General features: G+C 69.3%; 13 protein-coding genes. 7 read left to right on the top strand and 6 right to left on the bottom strand.

Features of this window, described 5'->3' with window-relative positions:
- The first annotated feature begins 101 nt into the window (after positions 1-101).
- Both VYJ16_RS17415 and VYJ16_RS17420 read left to right on the top strand, forming a co-directional pair.
- Positions 102-1,124 carry a transcription initiation factor IIB gene (locus VYJ16_RS17415; RefSeq protein WP_336351582.1) on the top strand — a complete coding sequence of 341 codons (1,023 nt, stop codon included), beginning with the start codon at positions 102-104 and terminating at the stop codon, positions 1,122-1,124.
- 143 nt (positions 1,125-1,267) lie between these two features.
- Positions 1,268-2,095: a TrmB family transcriptional regulator gene (locus tag VYJ16_RS17420; RefSeq protein WP_336351583.1), complete on the top strand. Its 828-nt coding sequence runs from the start codon at positions 1,268-1,270 to the stop codon at positions 2,093-2,095.
- 24 nt (positions 2,096-2,119) lie between these two features.
- On the opposite strand, the gene VYJ16_RS17425 is transcribed toward VYJ16_RS17420, so the two are convergent.
- The 3 genes from VYJ16_RS17425 to VYJ16_RS17435 form a co-directional block, all read right to left on the bottom strand.
- Positions 2,120-2,584: a cupin domain-containing protein gene (locus VYJ16_RS17425; RefSeq protein ID WP_336351584.1), complete on the bottom strand. Its 465-nt coding sequence runs from the start codon at positions 2,582-2,584 to the stop codon at positions 2,120-2,122.
- A gap of 122 nt (positions 2,585-2,706) precedes the next feature.
- The gene (gene nucS, locus VYJ16_RS17430; RefSeq protein WP_336351585.1) at positions 2,707-3,444 is read right to left on the bottom strand and encodes an endonuclease NucS; all 738 of its coding nucleotides are present in this window, start codon (positions 3,442-3,444) and stop codon (positions 2,707-2,709) included.
- A gap of 25 nt (positions 3,445-3,469) precedes the next feature.
- Positions 3,470-4,009, bottom strand: a complete 540-nt coding sequence (locus VYJ16_RS17435) for a DUF6735 family protein (RefSeq protein ID WP_336351586.1) — start codon at positions 4,007-4,009, stop codon at positions 3,470-3,472.
- 197 nt (positions 4,010-4,206) lie between these two features.
- Between VYJ16_RS17435 and VYJ16_RS17440 the strand changes: the two genes are divergently transcribed.
- From VYJ16_RS17440 to VYJ16_RS17450, 3 genes are all read left to right on the top strand, one after another.
- Positions 4,207-5,853, top strand: coding sequence for an outer membrane protein assembly factor BamB family protein (locus tag VYJ16_RS17440; protein ID WP_336351587.1), 1,647 nt, complete (start codon positions 4,207-4,209; stop codon positions 5,851-5,853).
- A 120-nt stretch (positions 5,854-5,973) separates the two neighbouring features.
- The gene (hutG, locus tag VYJ16_RS17445) at positions 5,974-6,906 is read left to right on the top strand and encodes a formimidoylglutamase (protein ID WP_336351588.1); all 933 of its coding nucleotides are present in this window, start codon (positions 5,974-5,976) and stop codon (positions 6,904-6,906) included.
- Between the two features lie 114 nt (positions 6,907-7,020).
- Positions 7,021-7,443 (top strand): PaaI family thioesterase, encoded by a 423-nt coding sequence (locus VYJ16_RS17450; RefSeq protein ID WP_336351589.1) that lies wholly within the window; start codon positions 7,021-7,023, stop codon positions 7,441-7,443.
- A 53-nt stretch (positions 7,444-7,496) separates the two neighbouring features.
- Here VYJ16_RS17450 and VYJ16_RS17455 read toward each other — a convergent pair whose 3' ends face one another.
- From VYJ16_RS17455 to VYJ16_RS17465, 3 genes are all read right to left on the bottom strand, one after another.
- Positions 7,497-11,027, bottom strand: coding sequence for a tetratricopeptide repeat protein (locus VYJ16_RS17455; protein ID WP_336351590.1), 3,531 nt, complete (start codon positions 11,025-11,027; stop codon positions 7,497-7,499).
- A 398-nt stretch (positions 11,028-11,425) separates the two neighbouring features.
- Positions 11,426-12,877: an MATE family efflux transporter gene (locus tag VYJ16_RS17460; RefSeq protein WP_336351591.1), complete on the bottom strand. Its 1,452-nt coding sequence runs from the start codon at positions 12,875-12,877 to the stop codon at positions 11,426-11,428.
- A gap of 103 nt (positions 12,878-12,980) precedes the next feature.
- Positions 12,981-13,322 (bottom strand): hypothetical protein, encoded by a 342-nt coding sequence (locus tag VYJ16_RS17465; protein WP_336351592.1) that lies wholly within the window; start codon positions 13,320-13,322, stop codon positions 12,981-12,983.
- Positions 13,323-13,473: 151 nt separating this feature from the next.
- On the opposite strand from VYJ16_RS17465, the gene VYJ16_RS17470 reads away from it, so the two are divergent.
- Entirely contained in the window at positions 13,474-14,253 is a 780-nt protein-coding gene (locus VYJ16_RS17470) for a hypothetical protein (RefSeq protein ID WP_336351593.1), read from the top strand.
- 178 nt (positions 14,254-14,431) lie between these two features.
- Positions 14,432-15,193 (top strand): DNA-directed RNA polymerase subunit epsilon, encoded by a 762-nt coding sequence (locus tag VYJ16_RS17475; RefSeq protein WP_336351594.1) that lies wholly within the window; start codon positions 14,432-14,434, stop codon positions 15,191-15,193.
- Positions 15,194-15,346 lie beyond the last annotated feature (153 nt).

The following is a 15,346-nucleotide window of genomic DNA, read 5'->3' on the forward strand; positions in this document are numbered from 1 at the left end:
TGAGCTTGTTACTATTGTAGTAGTACTCGAGCGATACTATTATAGTAGTAGAGGTTCTACGTGGTGGTACAGAACGGGCTCGGCCGCCCGGAGCTATACCGATGACAGAAACGACGTTCACGACGCTGACCGAGCGGGGTCGTACCGAGCGCGAGGGTGCCACCCGGCGAAACGAGGAGGTAACCCACCGCGAGACCACCGACGAGGCCGTCGACGAGGAGACCTGCCCGGAGTGCAGTGGCGAGCTCCAGGCCGACGAGACTCATGGGGAGACGGCGTGCCGCGACTGCGGGCTCGTCGTGGACGAGAACGAGGTCGACCGCGGCCCCGAGTGGCGCGCGTTCGACAGCCAGGAGAAGAACGAGAAGTCCCGCGTCGGCGCCCCCACGACGAACCTCATGCACGACAAGGGCCTGTCGTCGGTCATCGACTGGCAGAACAAGGACGCCTACGGCGGACAGCTGTCGGCGCGCAAACGCCAGCAGATGCAGCGCCTCCGCACGTGGGACGAACGCTTCCGTGCGAAGAGCGCGAAGGACCGCAACCTCAAGCAAGCGCTCGGCGAGATAGAGCGGATGTCCTCGGCGCTGGACCTGCCCGACACCGTCGCGGAGACCGCTGGCGTCATCTACCGGCGCGCGCTCGAGGAGGACCTCCTCCCCGGGCGCTCCATCGAGGCGGTCGCAACCGCGTCCGTGTACGCGGCCGCGCGCCAGAGCGACGTCCCGCGGAGTCTCGACGAGTTCGAGCCCGTGAGTCGCGTCGACCGCCGCGAGTTCGCTCGCGCGTACCGGTACGTCGCCCGCGAACTCGAACTCGCGATGGAGCCGACGAACCCCGACGACTTCCTCCCGCGGTTCTGCTCCGAGCTCGGGGCGAGCGAGGAACTGAAGCGTCGCGCCACCGACCTCCTGTCCGCCGGGAAGCGCGCGCACGTCCACAGCGGGAAGAGCCCGTCCGGGCTCGCCGCGGCCGCCATCTACGCGGCGAGTCGCCTCCTCGACCAGGAGTTCACGCAGGAGGAGGTCGCGGAGGTCGCGGACGTCAGCGCCGTCACCATCCGGAGCCGCTACCGCGAACTCCTCCGTGCTGCGGACGACCAGCACTACGCGACCGCCGACTGACCGACCCCGCGACATTCCGCTGTCGCGGCCCCTCGGGCCGACTCCCTCAGGCGGGGGCCTTGGCGCGGGCGGCCGTCGAGTAACGACTTTCAGTACGCGATTGTAACCACCGAGAAAGCAATGGACCGAACGAGAGGCCCACCATGACCGAGTACGGTAGCGTCGACGCCGTCCCCGAGACCGAGGAACTCCTGGAAGCGCTCGGGTTCACGGAGTACGAGGCGAAGTGCTTCGTGGCGGCGACGCGCGTCGGCACTGGTACCGCCAAGGAGGTGAGCGAGGTCGCGGACGTCCCGCGCGCTCGCGTCTACGACTGCATGGATTCGCTCGCCGAGCGCGGGCTCGTGGACGTGCAGGAGGCGAACCCGAAGAAGTATCGTGCGGTGCGACCGGAGACCGCGGTCGCGACGCTCCAGCGAGCGTTCGAGACGCGGTTCGATCGGTTGAACGAGCTGTTACCGGAGTTGCACGCGACGGCGCGCGAGTCCGAGGACGACGACGTCTGGGTGATCGAGGGCGGTGCGGACGTCGCCGAACGGATGGTGACGTTGATCGAGGACGCCGACGAGTCCGTCGTCGTCGCTATCGGTGCGGAGGGACTGCTCTCGGAGGAATTGCTCGCCGCGCTCGTCGCGGCGGACGAACGCGGGGTGTCCGTGACGGTCGGCTCCCCGGGGGAACCGATACGCGACCGAGTGGTCGAGGCGGTCCCGGACGCGACGGTACTGGAGACGTGGACGTGGTGGAAGTCGTTCCCCATCCGACCGGGGGCGGTCTCGAGCGTCCTGCTCGTGGACGGGCGCGCGCTCCTCGTCAGTAGCGACGACCCGGGGTCGCTGCCGGGCCGCGAGGGGCATCGCGCGGTGTGGACGGACGGCGCGAACACGCCGTTGGTCGGGTTGCTTCGTCCGCTCCTGGAACGAGCGGTTCGCGGGGAGGCGCAGACGACGGGCGAACCGTCGCCCGTCTGACCGGCGCGGTCCGGGCCGCGACTCTCAGTCCATCTCGACGACGTTCCCGCACTCGGGGCACTCGAGGTGCTGGCCGTCGCTCGTCATCACGAACTGGAGCGAGTCGGCGTCCCCGCACTCGCGGCACTCCATGGGGACGCGAACGTCCGTGCTGCCTTTCGGAGCGCCGAGCGCGAGCACGACGGCGTCGTCGTCGCTCTGGTTCTCGCTCGTCTGGTACTCGCCCGGTGCGAACCGGATGGCTTCGTCCGGACCGACCGCGTGTTCGCCGTCGGGCGTCTGGAACGTCACCGTGCCGTCGACGACGTAGAAAACCTCTTCCTGGTCCATGTGCGCGTGCATCCCGCCGGAGAGCGATTGCTCGGGTTCGAGTCGATAGTAGTTGATCGCGAGGTCGGTCGCGTTCAGTGCGTCGGTGAGTGCGCGCCGGTCGACGTCCTCGCCGGCGAAGAACCGCGGTTCGACGTCCTCGATGTCGACGTGCTCCATGGCGTCGGCTACTGGACTCTCCCGTGAATCGTTTCCGGTCCACTGCACTGCCTTCCGGTTCCGGGCGACCGCATCGCCTTCCGGTTCCGGAGCGTCGTCGCGACCGCTGGTTCCGCGCTTCGTCACTCGCGCGGTGGCTCCACGGTGGCGAAGGCCAGGTCGTGGTCGTCGAGGAGGCGTCTCGCACGCGGCGTGAGTCCGGGCGCGACGAGGATGCCGCGGGGCGTGGCGTCGCCGTGAAGGTCGGCCGCGAGCGCGTCCACGTAGCGAGCGAGCTGGGAGACGGCGGCCGGTCCCGCTCGGTCGCGTTTGAGTTCGAGCACCACCGGTTGTCCGTCGGCGGCTTCGGCGTACACGTCGACGGGACCGGCGGGCGTGTCGCGTTCCGTCGCGAGCGGCCGGAGTCCGGGTTCGACGCGTTCCGGGTGCTCGAGGACGTGGTCCTTGAGGTCGGCTTCGGTCCCGCTCGGCGCGTCGGTCGCGTGCTCGTCGACGTGGAACGCGGTCGCGAGGTCGACCGAGTCGAACGTCGCGGCGAACTGTTCGGCGCCCGCGGTCGGGCCGGCGGTGAGGACGAGCGCGTTCGCGTCGCCGTCGACGGCCACGTCGATGCGGTCGCCGTCGGGTTGCGGGTGAAGTGGCCGATGACCACTGGGACCGTGCACGAGGACGGTTCCGTCGGGCTTGCAGGTGGCGTGTCGCCGCGCCCGCGGATGCTCGCGGCTGGTCCGGGTGGTCGACGCGACGGTGCACGCGCCGACGAGCGTGACGTACCGTCCCGCTTCGAGGGCGTCCTCGAGGAACGCCTTCGCTCTCGACGCGCTGGGATTCCGGAGCGTCCGGACGGCCTCGTCTGACACGGCCGATGGTTGTCGGGGGCGATGGTTAAGCCTCTCGCGTCCGCGGCGGTATCCGCTCCACGCGTCGCCCGTCCACGTCCGCGACGAGCGCGTCGTAGAGACGCCGATGCGTTCGCTCTCGCTCGACGTCGTCGACGGTCGCGTCCGCGCTCGGGCGGCCGGTCGCGGTCGCGCCACGCCGCCACGCTCGCAGCTCCCGGGCGTCGACGCTCGGGTCGCGTTCCCGTCGGAGCGACACCAGCGCACCGCCGTACGCGGCCGTCGGCGCGTCGCTCCAGAACGCGAGCGGTTCGAACGCGCGAACGCAGTACGCGTCGCTGACGACGAACACCGCCTCGTGCGCGATGGGGTCGACGTACTCGCCGGCAAGCGCGCCGAGGTCGTCCGCCACGCCGAGCGGCCCTGGTCTGACCCGGGACGGCCCGTCGTCGCCGCGGACGCCGCCGAGCGGCGTCGATTCGGTGATCGCTTCCAGCAACCGGTAGCCGCACGCCCCCCACTGCGAATACCTGACGGTGAAGCCGCCGGTCGGTCGTTCGTACGCGACGAGCGCTCGATGCCCCACTATCGGTCCCTCCGAGCGTGCATGGCGGCCCTGGCCGCGTCCTCGTACTTGAACGCGCGCCCGGACGGTCGGTCGGGTCGGCGTCGGGAGTCCACGCGAGGTCCCGCCGTCGCGTCCCCATCGTTCAGTCGACGCGAGGCTGTAACGTATTTGTGTGTCCGCTGCCTGGGTGGCATCGAACGGGTATGTCCAGCGAGATGACCGTGGACGACGGGGTGGCGTCGAGGGAGTCCGCGAAGGGGACTGACGCCGAGGAACCGACGGACGGAACGACCGACGAAGCGACTACGGGCGGCCGTGGGGGCGTCGAGCGCGCCGAGCCGACGCGACGCGCGGTGCTCGCGGCGACGTCGGGCGCGGTCGGCGCGCTCGGTCTCGGGAGTGCGACTGCGACCGCACGTGCGGGGGCGGTGAGCGTGCAGCGGTCTTCGACGGACGAGGGTGTGGAAACGCCGACGGAATGGCTGATGAACGGGTTCGACCTCCGGAACACGCGGTTCCCGCGGAACACGACCGCGCCGACGGGGACCATCGAGGAACTCTGGTCGTTCGACGTCAGCGTCGACCACGTGAACGGTGGAACGTACAAGAACGGGCGCGTCGAGTACGCGCCACCGATCATCGCCGACGGGAAGGTCCTCGTCGGTGACGGGTCGCTGCGGTCGGACCGGAACTACCTGCACGCTATCGACAAGGACTCCGGCGAGCACGTCTGGCGGAAGCCGATGCCGGAGATGAACACCGCGCCGGCCGTCGGCGAGGGGCGCGTGTTCGCAGCGGGGAACGCGTCGTTCGTCGTCGGCATCGACCTGGAGACGGGGAAGGAACAGTGGAAGTGGGGGACTGGCGACATCGTTCGGTCCTCGCCGAAGTACCACGACGGGAGCGTGTACGTCGGGTGCGACGACGATACGTTCTACGCGCTCGACCCCGAGGAGGGGTTCAGTCAGTGGGAGTTCGACGTGAGCGACGACGCGAGCGGGCTTCGGATGTACGGCAGTCCGGCGGTACGCGACGGCGTCGTGTACGTGAGTACGTGGGGGCCGGAGGGAGAGCCGTCGTTCGTCTACGGGTTGGACGCGGACGACGGCGACGAGGTGTGGAAGCAATCGCTCGGGTTCGGCATCGGTGGCGCGGCGCCACCGGCGGTCGGCGAGGAGTACCTGTTCGTCCCGAACGCGGCGCGCGGCCGGATGGAGGCGTACGACATGGATAGCGGCCGGAACCTCGTCTGGCGGAAACAGGACTTCGAGTTCGCGCCCTGGAACGGGCCGGCGGTCGCCGACTGTCGGGTGTTCGTCGGCTCTCAGGGCGGGCACGTGACGGCGATGGACGTGGAGACCGGCGAGTGGGCGTGGCGGTCGGATACGCGCGCGCCGGTCGAGATGCCCGTGATGGTGGCGAACGGGACGGTGTACGCGGTCGACGAGCAGGGATGGCTGTACGGGTTCGCGGTGCAGGGCGGCGGGAAGCGCTTCGAGTACGAGATCGGAGGGCGGGCGTCGACGACGCCGCGTGCGGTCGACGGCGACCTGTTCGTGACGTCGAACAAGGACGTGCAGCGGTTGACGGGCGACACCGAGTCGTTCTCGATCGGGCCGGTGTGCGAGGCGAAGGAGGCGACGACGACGCCGACGACGACCACGGAGACGGCGGAACCGACGGAGGCGTCGACGGTGGCGCCGACGGCGACGGCCACCGAGGACGAGTCGGACGCGGGCGAGACGACGACGTCCGGGAGCGGTGGGTCGCCCGGGTTCGGGCTCGCTGCCGGGGCGAGCGCGCTCGCCGCGGCCGCTGGCGTCGCCCTGCGGCGTGCGCGACGCGAGGACGATACCGAGTGACGCGTCGTCGACGGCGGGACTGAATCGGAGTGGTGCGTCGACGACCCCGGTTCGACTGGGACTGCTTGGTCGTCGACCGAAAGCCAGGCCTTGAAGAGCGATTGGGGCGAACCGGGAGCTATGGCCGTATTCACGGACCCGCCGGCGTGGCGACCGACGAGCGAGGACCCGGTCGACGACCAGTTCGGGCACCTCGTCGAGGGGACGACGCTCGACGACGCGGACGCGTTCGACGCGGTACTCGTCGGCGTACCGTACGACGGTGCCGTCATCTCGCGACAGGGCGCGAGCGAGGGGCCGAGCGCGATCCGTGGGTCGCTCGCGAGCACGAAGACGCATCACTTCGACGCGGGCCCCGTCGATTCCGTCGGCGACCTCGGGGACGTCGGCGTCCCGCAGGGCCCGACGGCGATGGTACAGTCCGCGATCGCGGACACGACCCGCGACGTGCACGACGTCGACGCGACGCCCGTGTTCCTCGGCGGCGACAATTCGACGACGTACGCGAACGCCAGCCCCTTGCTCGACGCGGACGTCGGCGCGGACTCGGACTCGCTCGGCGTCGTCAGCTTCGACGCGCACCTGGACTGTCGACAGGTCCGCGGTGACCCGACGAGCGGGTCGCCGTACCGCCAGCTGCACGACGACGGTCTGGACGCGCTCGCGGTCGTCGGCGCCCGACACTTCGAGACGTCGACTGGCTACCACGACTTCGTTCGCGACAACGACTACGAGATCGTGACCGCCGAGGAGGTCGGCGACGACGACGTCGACGCCATCGACCGGGCGCTCGACGCACTGGGGGACGTCGACCAGGTGTACGTCAGCGTCGATATCGACGTCCTCGACGCGACCTATCAGGGGTCGAGCGCGCCGACGCCGGGCGGTATCACGGCGCGGGAGCTGTTCCGGATGGTGCGGCTCGCCGCGAGCGACGACCGCGTCGCCGGGTTCGAGGTCGTCGAGACCGCGCCGCCGCTCGAGGAGTCAGGGCGAACGGTCGACGCGGCCGCGCGGACGGTCGCGCACTTCCTCGCCGGACACGGTATCTGACCCGGCCGCGAGAGGAACGCGAGCGCCGAACCGGTCGCAATCCGAAGCTGAGTACTCGACCCGGTCGTGTCGAGCCTGGGTAACGTTCAAGTATCTGATGAGCGTGGCTCGGGCATGGACGTCATCGAACGTTTCAACGACCGGTACCCGTTCGGCCAGCACCTCGGCATCGAGATCACCGACGCCGAGGACGGCGTGGCGCGCGGAAAGATCGAGCTCGACGACCATCACTCGCTCTCCGAGTCGACGCGGCTTGCCCACGGCGCCGTCCCGTTCGCGCTCGCCGACTCGCTCTCGGCCGCCGCGCTGGCGAGCGTCGAAGGGAATCCCGGCCCGACGCTGGACGTCCGCATCGACTACCTGCGGCCCGCAACCGGGGACGTCCACGGGGAAGCCGTCGTCGACCGGTACGGGAGCGAGACCGGCGTCGTCGAAGCGGAACTCCACGACGACGACGGGAACACCATCGCGAAGACCCGCGGCGTCTACAAGACCAACATGGTGGACGGGAAGAACCCGTTCGTGGACTCGGACTGAATCGGTCCGTCCTGCACGGGCGGCCCCGGCTTGTCCTCCGGCGGCGGACGCCGTCAGTCCTCCGCGGGCGGCGGTGACGTGTCGCTCTCGAGCGTCGCTCGAACGTCGGCCGCGACTCGCTCGGCACCGACCGCCTCGGCGAGGTCCAGCGCGGTTCGGGTGTGCTCGATAGCGCTCGACTCGTTGCCGGCGCGCCTCGCGAACGCCGCCACTCGCTGATGGATGACCGCCCGCACGTACGGGTCGACGACTTCGTCGACGAGCGATTCCGCGGCGGCGAAGCACTCCCGCGTTCGCTCGCTGTCGCCTCGTCGCTCGCTGATGCGGCCGCGGACGCACGACAGCAGCGCGTTCGGCGCGACGCTCCCTTCCACGTCCAGCAACTCCTCGGCCGTCGACGCGTGCTCGGCGGCCGCCTCGAGCGCGCCCGCCGCGAGTTCCACGCGAGCGAGATTGATGCGTGCCTTCAGCCGCCAGGGGTCGTCCCCGAGGTCGCGGAACGTCTCCAGGGCGGCCGCGAGCTCCTCGCGAGCCGTCTCGTGGTTATCGCGCGCCAACGCGAGCTGCCCGAAGCGCGTGCGTACCGTCGCTTCGATGCGCTCGATACCGGCAGCCCGCGCCTGCTCGAGCGCCCTGTCGGCGTGGGACTCGGCCGAACCGAGGTCGCCGCGGCGCCGCGCGACCTCCGCGAGCGTCTCGTTCCTGATGGCGTCGAACTTCGGTTCGCCGACGGACTCGTTTCGACCGGCCGCCCTGTCGAAGTACGTTTCGGCCTCGTCGAGCCGTCCCAGCTGCATGGCGACGTTCCCCATGTTGCTCAGGGCTTGCACGCGCCACTTGTCGCTCCCCGTGGTCTCGGCCGCGGTCAGCGACCGCCGGTGGTACGTCATCGCGTCCTCGTGCCGTCCGCGTCGCTCCGCGATGCGACCGAGCGTCCCGTAACAGCTGGTGAGCCCGTAGTTCGACCCGTCCTCGTGCCGGATGTCGAGCGCTCGTCGCGCGTACGTCTCAGCCGAATCGTAGTCGCCCGTGGAGAACTCGTCGACCGCGATGGACTCAAGGCACCTGGCCTTCCGTCTCAGGTCCCCGAGGTCGTCGAACATCGACGCCCCGGTCTTCCCGTGTTCCGACGCACGGTCGTAGTTCCCTCGCCGGAACGCTATCTGGCTGAGCCCCAGGTGACAGCGAGCGATGCCGTGCTCGTGGTCGTTCTCGCGGTGGATTTCGAGCGCGCGTTCGACGTGGTCCTCGTAGGCGTCGAGGTCGCCCTCTCGCCCCAGGACCGACCCGAGGACGAGCAGGCTGTTCGCTCGCTGCCGGTCGAACCGCGACGACTCGTCGTGCGCGTCGATGGCGTCGAGGACGGAGCGGAACGCTGCAGCGGCAGCGTCGAGGTGGCCCGCGTCAGAGAGCCGTTCGGCGCGCCGGTGCCCACACTCGAAGACGGTGGACTCGGAGCACGCGTCGCGAAGGTCGAACGTCGGGTTCTCGAACGTCCCGTAGTACGGCGCCAACTCTAGCGAGCCCGCGGTCGCCGCGAACAGCTGGTCCGCGAGGTCGTCCGCCCACGCCGTCGGGTTCGACGCGATACGCTGGAGGACCGGCGAGTTCAGCGTACGGACGTCGAGCGCCGCCCGGGCGTCCGCGTCCGTCAGGTCGAGGACGTTCCCGAGCGCGTCCCCGAGTCGCTCGGGTGCGTCCACGAGGACCTCGAGTGCCTCCGTCAGGAACACGTGCGCCCACTGGTTGTGCGGCGTTCTGAGGCCGCTCGCGTCGTCGACGACGAGCTGTCGCTCGGTCAGTGCGGACAGCACGGCGTCCGTCGTGACGTCCGCGTCGACGGTCTGGGCCTGGACGAACTCCTCGTGGACCGGGAGCTCCGCGACCGTCAGGAACTGCGTCAGGAGCGCCGTCGCTATCGTGACGTCCGAGGCGTCCCGCTGGAGTGGCCTGATGCGCTGCTGGACGTCCTCGACGAGCGGGGTCGGCGTGACGTCGTCGGCCGCCGAGAGCGGGTCGGCGCGGAGACAGATGTGGTGTGCGAGCAGGAACATCCCGCCGGACACGGACGTCGCGTCGTCGACGCCGTCGAGGAGTTCCTCGCCGGTCACGTCGAGCGTCGTCTCGGTCGCGGCCTCGTACCGTTCGAGGAGTCTCGTACACTCGGCGGCGTCCGGCGGTGACACTCTCGTGACGGCGACCCCGTCGTTCTTGTACTCGCGGACGGTCGCGTCGACGGGGAGGAGTCGCGTCTCGCTCCAGTCCGAGTCGCGGGCGTCGAGGAGGAACTGGACGTCGTCGGTGGACGCGTACTCGGCGGCGACCTCGAGGACCGCGTTCGCCTCCGGGCGGACCGCGTCCTCGACGACGACGAGGACGTCTTCGGTTCGTTCGCGCACGAATCCCCTGAGGCTCGCCACCGACTCGACGGGCTGTCGGTGCCCGGACGCCCGGTAGAGGACGGTTCCGCGTCCGCTGTCCTCCCACTCGCAGGCGACGGCCTTGCAGACCGTGCTCTTCCCGGCACCCGGCTGCCCGACGACCGCGACGTCCTCGCCCGCGTCCAGGCGGTCGAGGAGCGACTCGGTGAGCGACTCCGACGCGGACTCGTCGGGCACGCGCCGCTCGATGGCGAGTCCGTCCCTGACGTCCGCGAGCGTCAATCCCGTTCGGAGCGCGGTCGCCAGGTCTCGCGACCGATGGGTCTCGAAGTACGACTCCGAGAGCGACACGAACCCTTCCGCTTCGAGTACCCGGGGGAGTGACGTGGAACGACAGCCGTGCCGTCTCGACGCCGCGTCACTCGTCGACGTCGACTCGAACGTCTCGCCGACGGCTTCCGCGGTCTCCCGGCCCGACTCGACGAGTGCGTTCGCCCACTCCATCGCCGCCGTCGAGTCGTTCCGGACCAGTCCGAACCCGCCAGCGTCCTCGTCGTACAGCAACACGTGTACGGCCTCGACACCGTCGCCCCTGGCCAGAACCAGCGTGAACGACGGCGCGTCACCCGCGAGCACGTCGACGCCCTGTTCGGCGAGCCAGGAGAGCGACCGGTGCTCGCGGCGAACCGACTCGTAGAGCGACTCGTCGAGGACGACGGTCGCGTCCGGCGCGGCGACGAGCGCGTTCTGCCAGTGGTCGAGCGCCGGGAGCGCACGTTCGCTCGAGACGACGACCTGGACGGCGTCGGCATCGTCGATGGAGTCGCGGACGCGTTCGAAGTTCGCGTACGTCCCGGCGTCGTCGGCCGAGGACAGGTCTGCGGCTTCGAGGAGTTCGGGCCCGACGGCCGCGTCGTGGTCGAGACCGGCGAGCAGCGACCTCGCGTCGAGCACGTCGGTCCCCGTGGCGACGAACTCGTGGTACGTCTCGACGGCGAGCGTCGCCGCGAGCGTCGGTTCGTGGCCGGCGGCCGCGTCCCTGACGAGGCCGGCGTCCTCCAGTTCGCCGACTGCACGGTTCACGGTGGCTCGCGAGTAATCCAGCTCCGCGGTCAGCTCGCGTTTCTCGAGCGGTTGGTCGGCGAGTGCGCTGATGAAGTCCGCGCGTTTGACGACGAGCGAGAGGGAGTCGGGGCCGAGCATCTGATGACGACTCTTGATACAGTCCTCAAGAGGCAGTTACACTAATGTCTTTAGGCGGATCCCCTCCCCGTCCAGGACCTGCCAGCGTGCGTACCTTCTCGACCGGTGAGAAGCCGCGTCAGGCAGTGAGTAAATCCGTCCGCATCGGCTCCGTTCGGGTGGGACGGAAGTTGCCCGCTTCCGAACCCAAGAGTGACTCCGGACGACTCCGAGAGTGGTCCCGGAGAATCCAAGAGGGAGTGCTTGAGCGGCCCACTGGGGGTTGAAATGGTTGATAGAACCAGTGGGCCGCTCGACTCGACCGCCGTCTGTCGCGGTGCCACCGACTCGCATCGGAGACCCGGGGGGGCTTCGACGTACACCGCCTCGACGAACCGTCCGTCTCGTGCACCCGTCTATCAGTCGTCAGCAACTGGCGAATCCGGCCTGTACTCCTGACTGATGGCCTTCCACTTCCCGGAGCGGTACCGCCAGAAGTTGATGACGGCCGGCACGAGTGCTTCGCCGAGGAACGACAGGTAGAGGCCGGCGATACCGACCGCGGGGACGACCGCGCCGACGTACGCGAGCGGGATGGCGAACCCGACCATGCCGACGGCCTGACTGTAGAACGTGACGTTCGTGTCGCCCGACGCGTCGAGCGGCCCCGCGGCCGTGCCCTTGACGCTCTGGGCGAGCACGGCGACGCACGCCGCGTACGTCAGTCCGACAGCGGTCGGGACCGTGTTCGGGTCCGCGTCCGCGCCGACGAACAGTTCGACGATGGGTTGGGCGAACGCGGCGACGACCACCGCGAACACGGCGTACGTCGCGAGCGAGAACACGAGGATGTCGTTCGCGTACGCTTCCGCGTCCGCCTCGTCGCCCTCGCCGAGCTCCTGGCCGACGAGGCTGGACGCGGCGAGCGCGAACCCCCACCCGGGCGTGTTCATGAGGCCCATGATGCGGCGGACGATGACGTACGCGGCGACGACGCTCGGCCCGAACAGCGCGACGATGGCGAGCATCGGGAACTTCGCTATCGTCCACACCGAGTTCCGACCGACGACGGGTAACCCGATCTCGAAGACGTCCGTGATGGTGTCCCAGTGGAGGTAGGTTCCGAACGGGTCGACCGTGACGGGGAGGTCGCCGACGCCGGGGATGCGGCCCGCGAGGAGTGCGACGACGAACGTCGCGGTGACGAGGACGTTCGCGAGAACCGTCCCGAGCGCGGCGCCCGTGACGCCCATGTCGAGGACGAAGATGAAGACGGCGTTCGCGAGGATGTTCACGATGGCGCCGCCGCCGCGGACGAGCATCGGCGTCCACGCGTCGTCCGCCCCGATGAAGACGCGACTTCCGACGAGGTTCAGGCCGGCGAACGGGACGCCGAACGCGACGACGCGGAGGTAGTCGGCGCCGGCGCGCGTGGTCGCCTCGTCGTTCGCGATGAGCGCGACGAGGTCGTGGGGGATGGACGCGAACACGGCGGCGACGGGGAGGGTGAGCGCGAGAACGATGACGGCGCTCGACCGTATCGCTTGCCCGATCTCGTCGTGCGCGTTCGCGCCGAATCCCTGAGAGACGAGTGCGATGGTGCCGGCGGCGAACCCGCCGCCGAGCGAGAACGCGATCCCCCAGAACGGCCCGGCGAACCCGACGCCCGCGATGGCGACCTCGCCGACCGCGATGCCGACCATCGCCACGTCGACGGCGTTCTTCGACATCCGCGCCAGGCCGGTGACGATGCGCGGCCAGGAGAGGTCCGTCGTCCGCACCACGTGCTCGCGGCGCACCAACCCCAGGCGGGCGAGGAGGATGCCGACGGCGAGCAGCAGCAAGCGGACTGGATTCTGGTACCGGACCACTACGAGAGAGTATTTCGATTCGAAAACATAGGGGTTTCCTTCGCGGAACGCCGCGAGAAGGGCTCGTTCGGGGTGTGCTCGCACGGTCCGCGGTCGCGTGCGGTCATCGCTTGAGGACGTTTCCAAGCGGCGCGGAGACCGTGCTCTGGACGACGAAGGCGACGGCGACCAGAGCCATGAGCATCAGGGAGATGCCGGCGCCGGGAGCCAACCGCGGTTGACTGGTCACGAGGAGGTAGCCAGCGGTGAAGAAGAGTGCGCCGATGGCGACCCCGGCGAGGACGCCGTTCAGGATGGCGGCCAGCCACCCGTCGCTCGCGAAGCCGACGACGACGCCGACGGGCACGCCGACGACGAGTACTGTGGTCGGATACGTCGCCAACGCCACGCCGGCGAGGACGGGGAAGGCGAGAACGCCGACGCCGACGGGTCGGAGCACTGGCACGTCCACGACGTCGGTTCCGTCGATGAAAAACGTTCGCACGCGTGTCGGTCCACCCTCGAGCTCGGCGGTGAGACCGCTCTGAGGACGGTGAGGGGGCGACCGAGGAGGGACTCACAGTAACGTTGATATGACCAGTTACCGTCTCGAGGTCATGACACGAACCCTGCTCTTGCTCTGTGTGGTCGCGATGGTCGCGCTCGCGGGCTGCAGCGGCGGCGCCGGCGACGCCGACGCCACGACCAGCGACCCGTCGGGAGACGACGCACCGGCCGGTGACGGCAGCGGGGGCGGCGATACTGGCGACGCCTCGTCGGACGGCGACGGCGGCGGTGCTGGCGACGACGACGGAAGCGAGGCGGTCGCTGACCGCCCCGAGATAGCGATGCTCGAGTTCGACCGGAGCGAACGCTACGAGTACCGGACGTACGCGTACGGCGAGAACGCGACCACCGTCGTCGACGTGGTCGTCGACGGCGACGACGCCGAGTTGACCATCTCGCACACGTCCGACGCTCGCGACACGACGAACACGTTCGCGGCGTCGGCGAACGACCCCGAGAGCGTCGTCGACGTGCTGTCCGAGAACATGAACGAGGGCGGCGTCGTCTTCGTCGCCCAATCACAGGACGCATCCGGGATTTTCGTCCAGAACGACGTTCCCTTCGAGGTCGGCGCCGAGTTCGAGAACGCGGTCGGGAACATCACCGTCACCGGCCGCGACACCATCGGTGGCGTCGAGTGCCTGACCTACGAGTTCTACTTCGGCGACGAGCTCGCGGAGACCGGTTGCCTGTCGCCCGAACTCGAGATCCCCGTGCAGTGGGCGAAGACCGACGGAGATGGCGGCGTGCGGATGTCGATAGAACTCGTCTCCTACGAGACGGGTGATGCGCGGTTCGTCGGGCACTCAATCTCGACGGGTGGCGTCTGACCCGACGGCGAGCTGGAGGTCTTCCCTCGCAGACCGACCACCAGTACATCCTTTAAGTCATTCTGGTCGCAATGGGTCGTGGTGAGGAGGTTGACGCCGTCTTTCGGCGTCGCGCGAGGTCCTTTCTGCCGTCTGTCGTCCCACGGTTTAAGTACCGGCGGGGTCGTAGCGTCTGCGTATGACCGAGCGGTCTGCCGCGTCCGTCGACGACCCGAGGGACGTGGACGACGGGTTCGAGCGCCGAGACGTGAGTGCGGGCCCGGGAGACGGGTCGCTGTCGCGCGTGGACGCCGTGAAGGACGAGCGGTTCCGGCGGTGGGACGTGGCGACGCCCGCGGCGACCATCATCGGCCGCCCGGACTCCCCCCACGGCGACGTCAGCGAGAACCTCCGGCGCCTCCACGACGAACAGCACCCGGCGATGGCCGGTCACAGCGCACGCATGCATCGCCTCGAGAAAGCCCGTATCACGCACGCGTACTGCTCGGCGCTCGACGTGACGCCGTGGGAGCGCGACCGCGCGATGGGGATCATGGTGGACCTCGACCTCACCGTGTTCGGGAGTCAGCGCGCCATCGAGAAGGTCGCGCTCGTCGTCCTGAAGTACGTCGTGGACGACGAACGCGAGAAGCAACTCGGCCTCCAGGACCAGGAGTTCGTCGCCAGCCTGAACCCCGACGAGATGGCGTCGCTGTACGACCGCTACGACTCGCTGTCCGACGAGTCGGACTTCCGCGACCTCCTCGACGGTCTCGACCTCGACGTGACGAAACTCAACCGGATGGAGCGCACGCTCCGCGAGCAACTCGTCGAACAGGACCTCGAGGGCGCCGTCCTCGGTCGGTCGCCGTACCGAGACCCCGCCATGCCCGCGTTCGGTTCGGAGAAACAACCGCCAGCCGAGACGTCGACGAACGACCCCGACCCCGGAGAGTACTGACAGTAGTCCGAGGGGCGGCCCTCGATACTCGCGACTACGGGTTCGTTCGCCGATGAGTGACCTCGACCGCGTTCGGTCACCTCGCTTCGTTGGAGGCCTTCGGCGTTCCGCCGACGCGTCAGTCGCCGCGGTCGACGCTCTCGTTCACGTCGC

Source organism: Halorubellus litoreus, from assembly GCF_037081675.1.
Lineage (GTDB): Archaea > Halobacteriota > Halobacteria > Halobacteriales > Natrialbaceae > Halorubellus > Halorubellus litoreus.

Coding starts and splice junctions, on each gene's coding strand:
- VYJ16_RS17420 (WP_336351583.1), top strand. CDS start 1,268: ATGACCGAGTACGGTAGCGTCGACGCCGTCCCCGAGACCGAGGAACTC.
- VYJ16_RS17455 (WP_336351590.1), bottom strand. CDS start 11,027: ATGCTCGGCCCCGACTCCCTCTCGCTCGTCGTCAAACGCGCGGACTTC.
- VYJ16_RS17470 (WP_336351593.1), top strand. CDS start 13,474: ATGACACGAACCCTGCTCTTGCTCTGTGTGGTCGCGATGGTCGCGCTC.
- hutG (WP_336351588.1), top strand. CDS start 5,974: ATGGCCGTATTCACGGACCCGCCGGCGTGGCGACCGACGAGCGAGGAC.
- VYJ16_RS17475 (WP_336351594.1), top strand. CDS start 14,432: ATGACCGAGCGGTCTGCCGCGTCCGTCGACGACCCGAGGGACGTGGAC.
- VYJ16_RS17415 (WP_336351582.1), top strand. CDS start 102: ATGACAGAAACGACGTTCACGACGCTGACCGAGCGGGGTCGTACCGAG.
- VYJ16_RS17425 (WP_336351584.1), bottom strand. CDS start 2,584: ATGGAGCACGTCGACATCGAGGACGTCGAACCGCGGTTCTTCGCCGGC.
- VYJ16_RS17440 (WP_336351587.1), top strand. CDS start 4,207: ATGACCGTGGACGACGGGGTGGCGTCGAGGGAGTCCGCGAAGGGGACT.
- VYJ16_RS17450 (WP_336351589.1), top strand. CDS start 7,021: ATGGACGTCATCGAACGTTTCAACGACCGGTACCCGTTCGGCCAGCAC.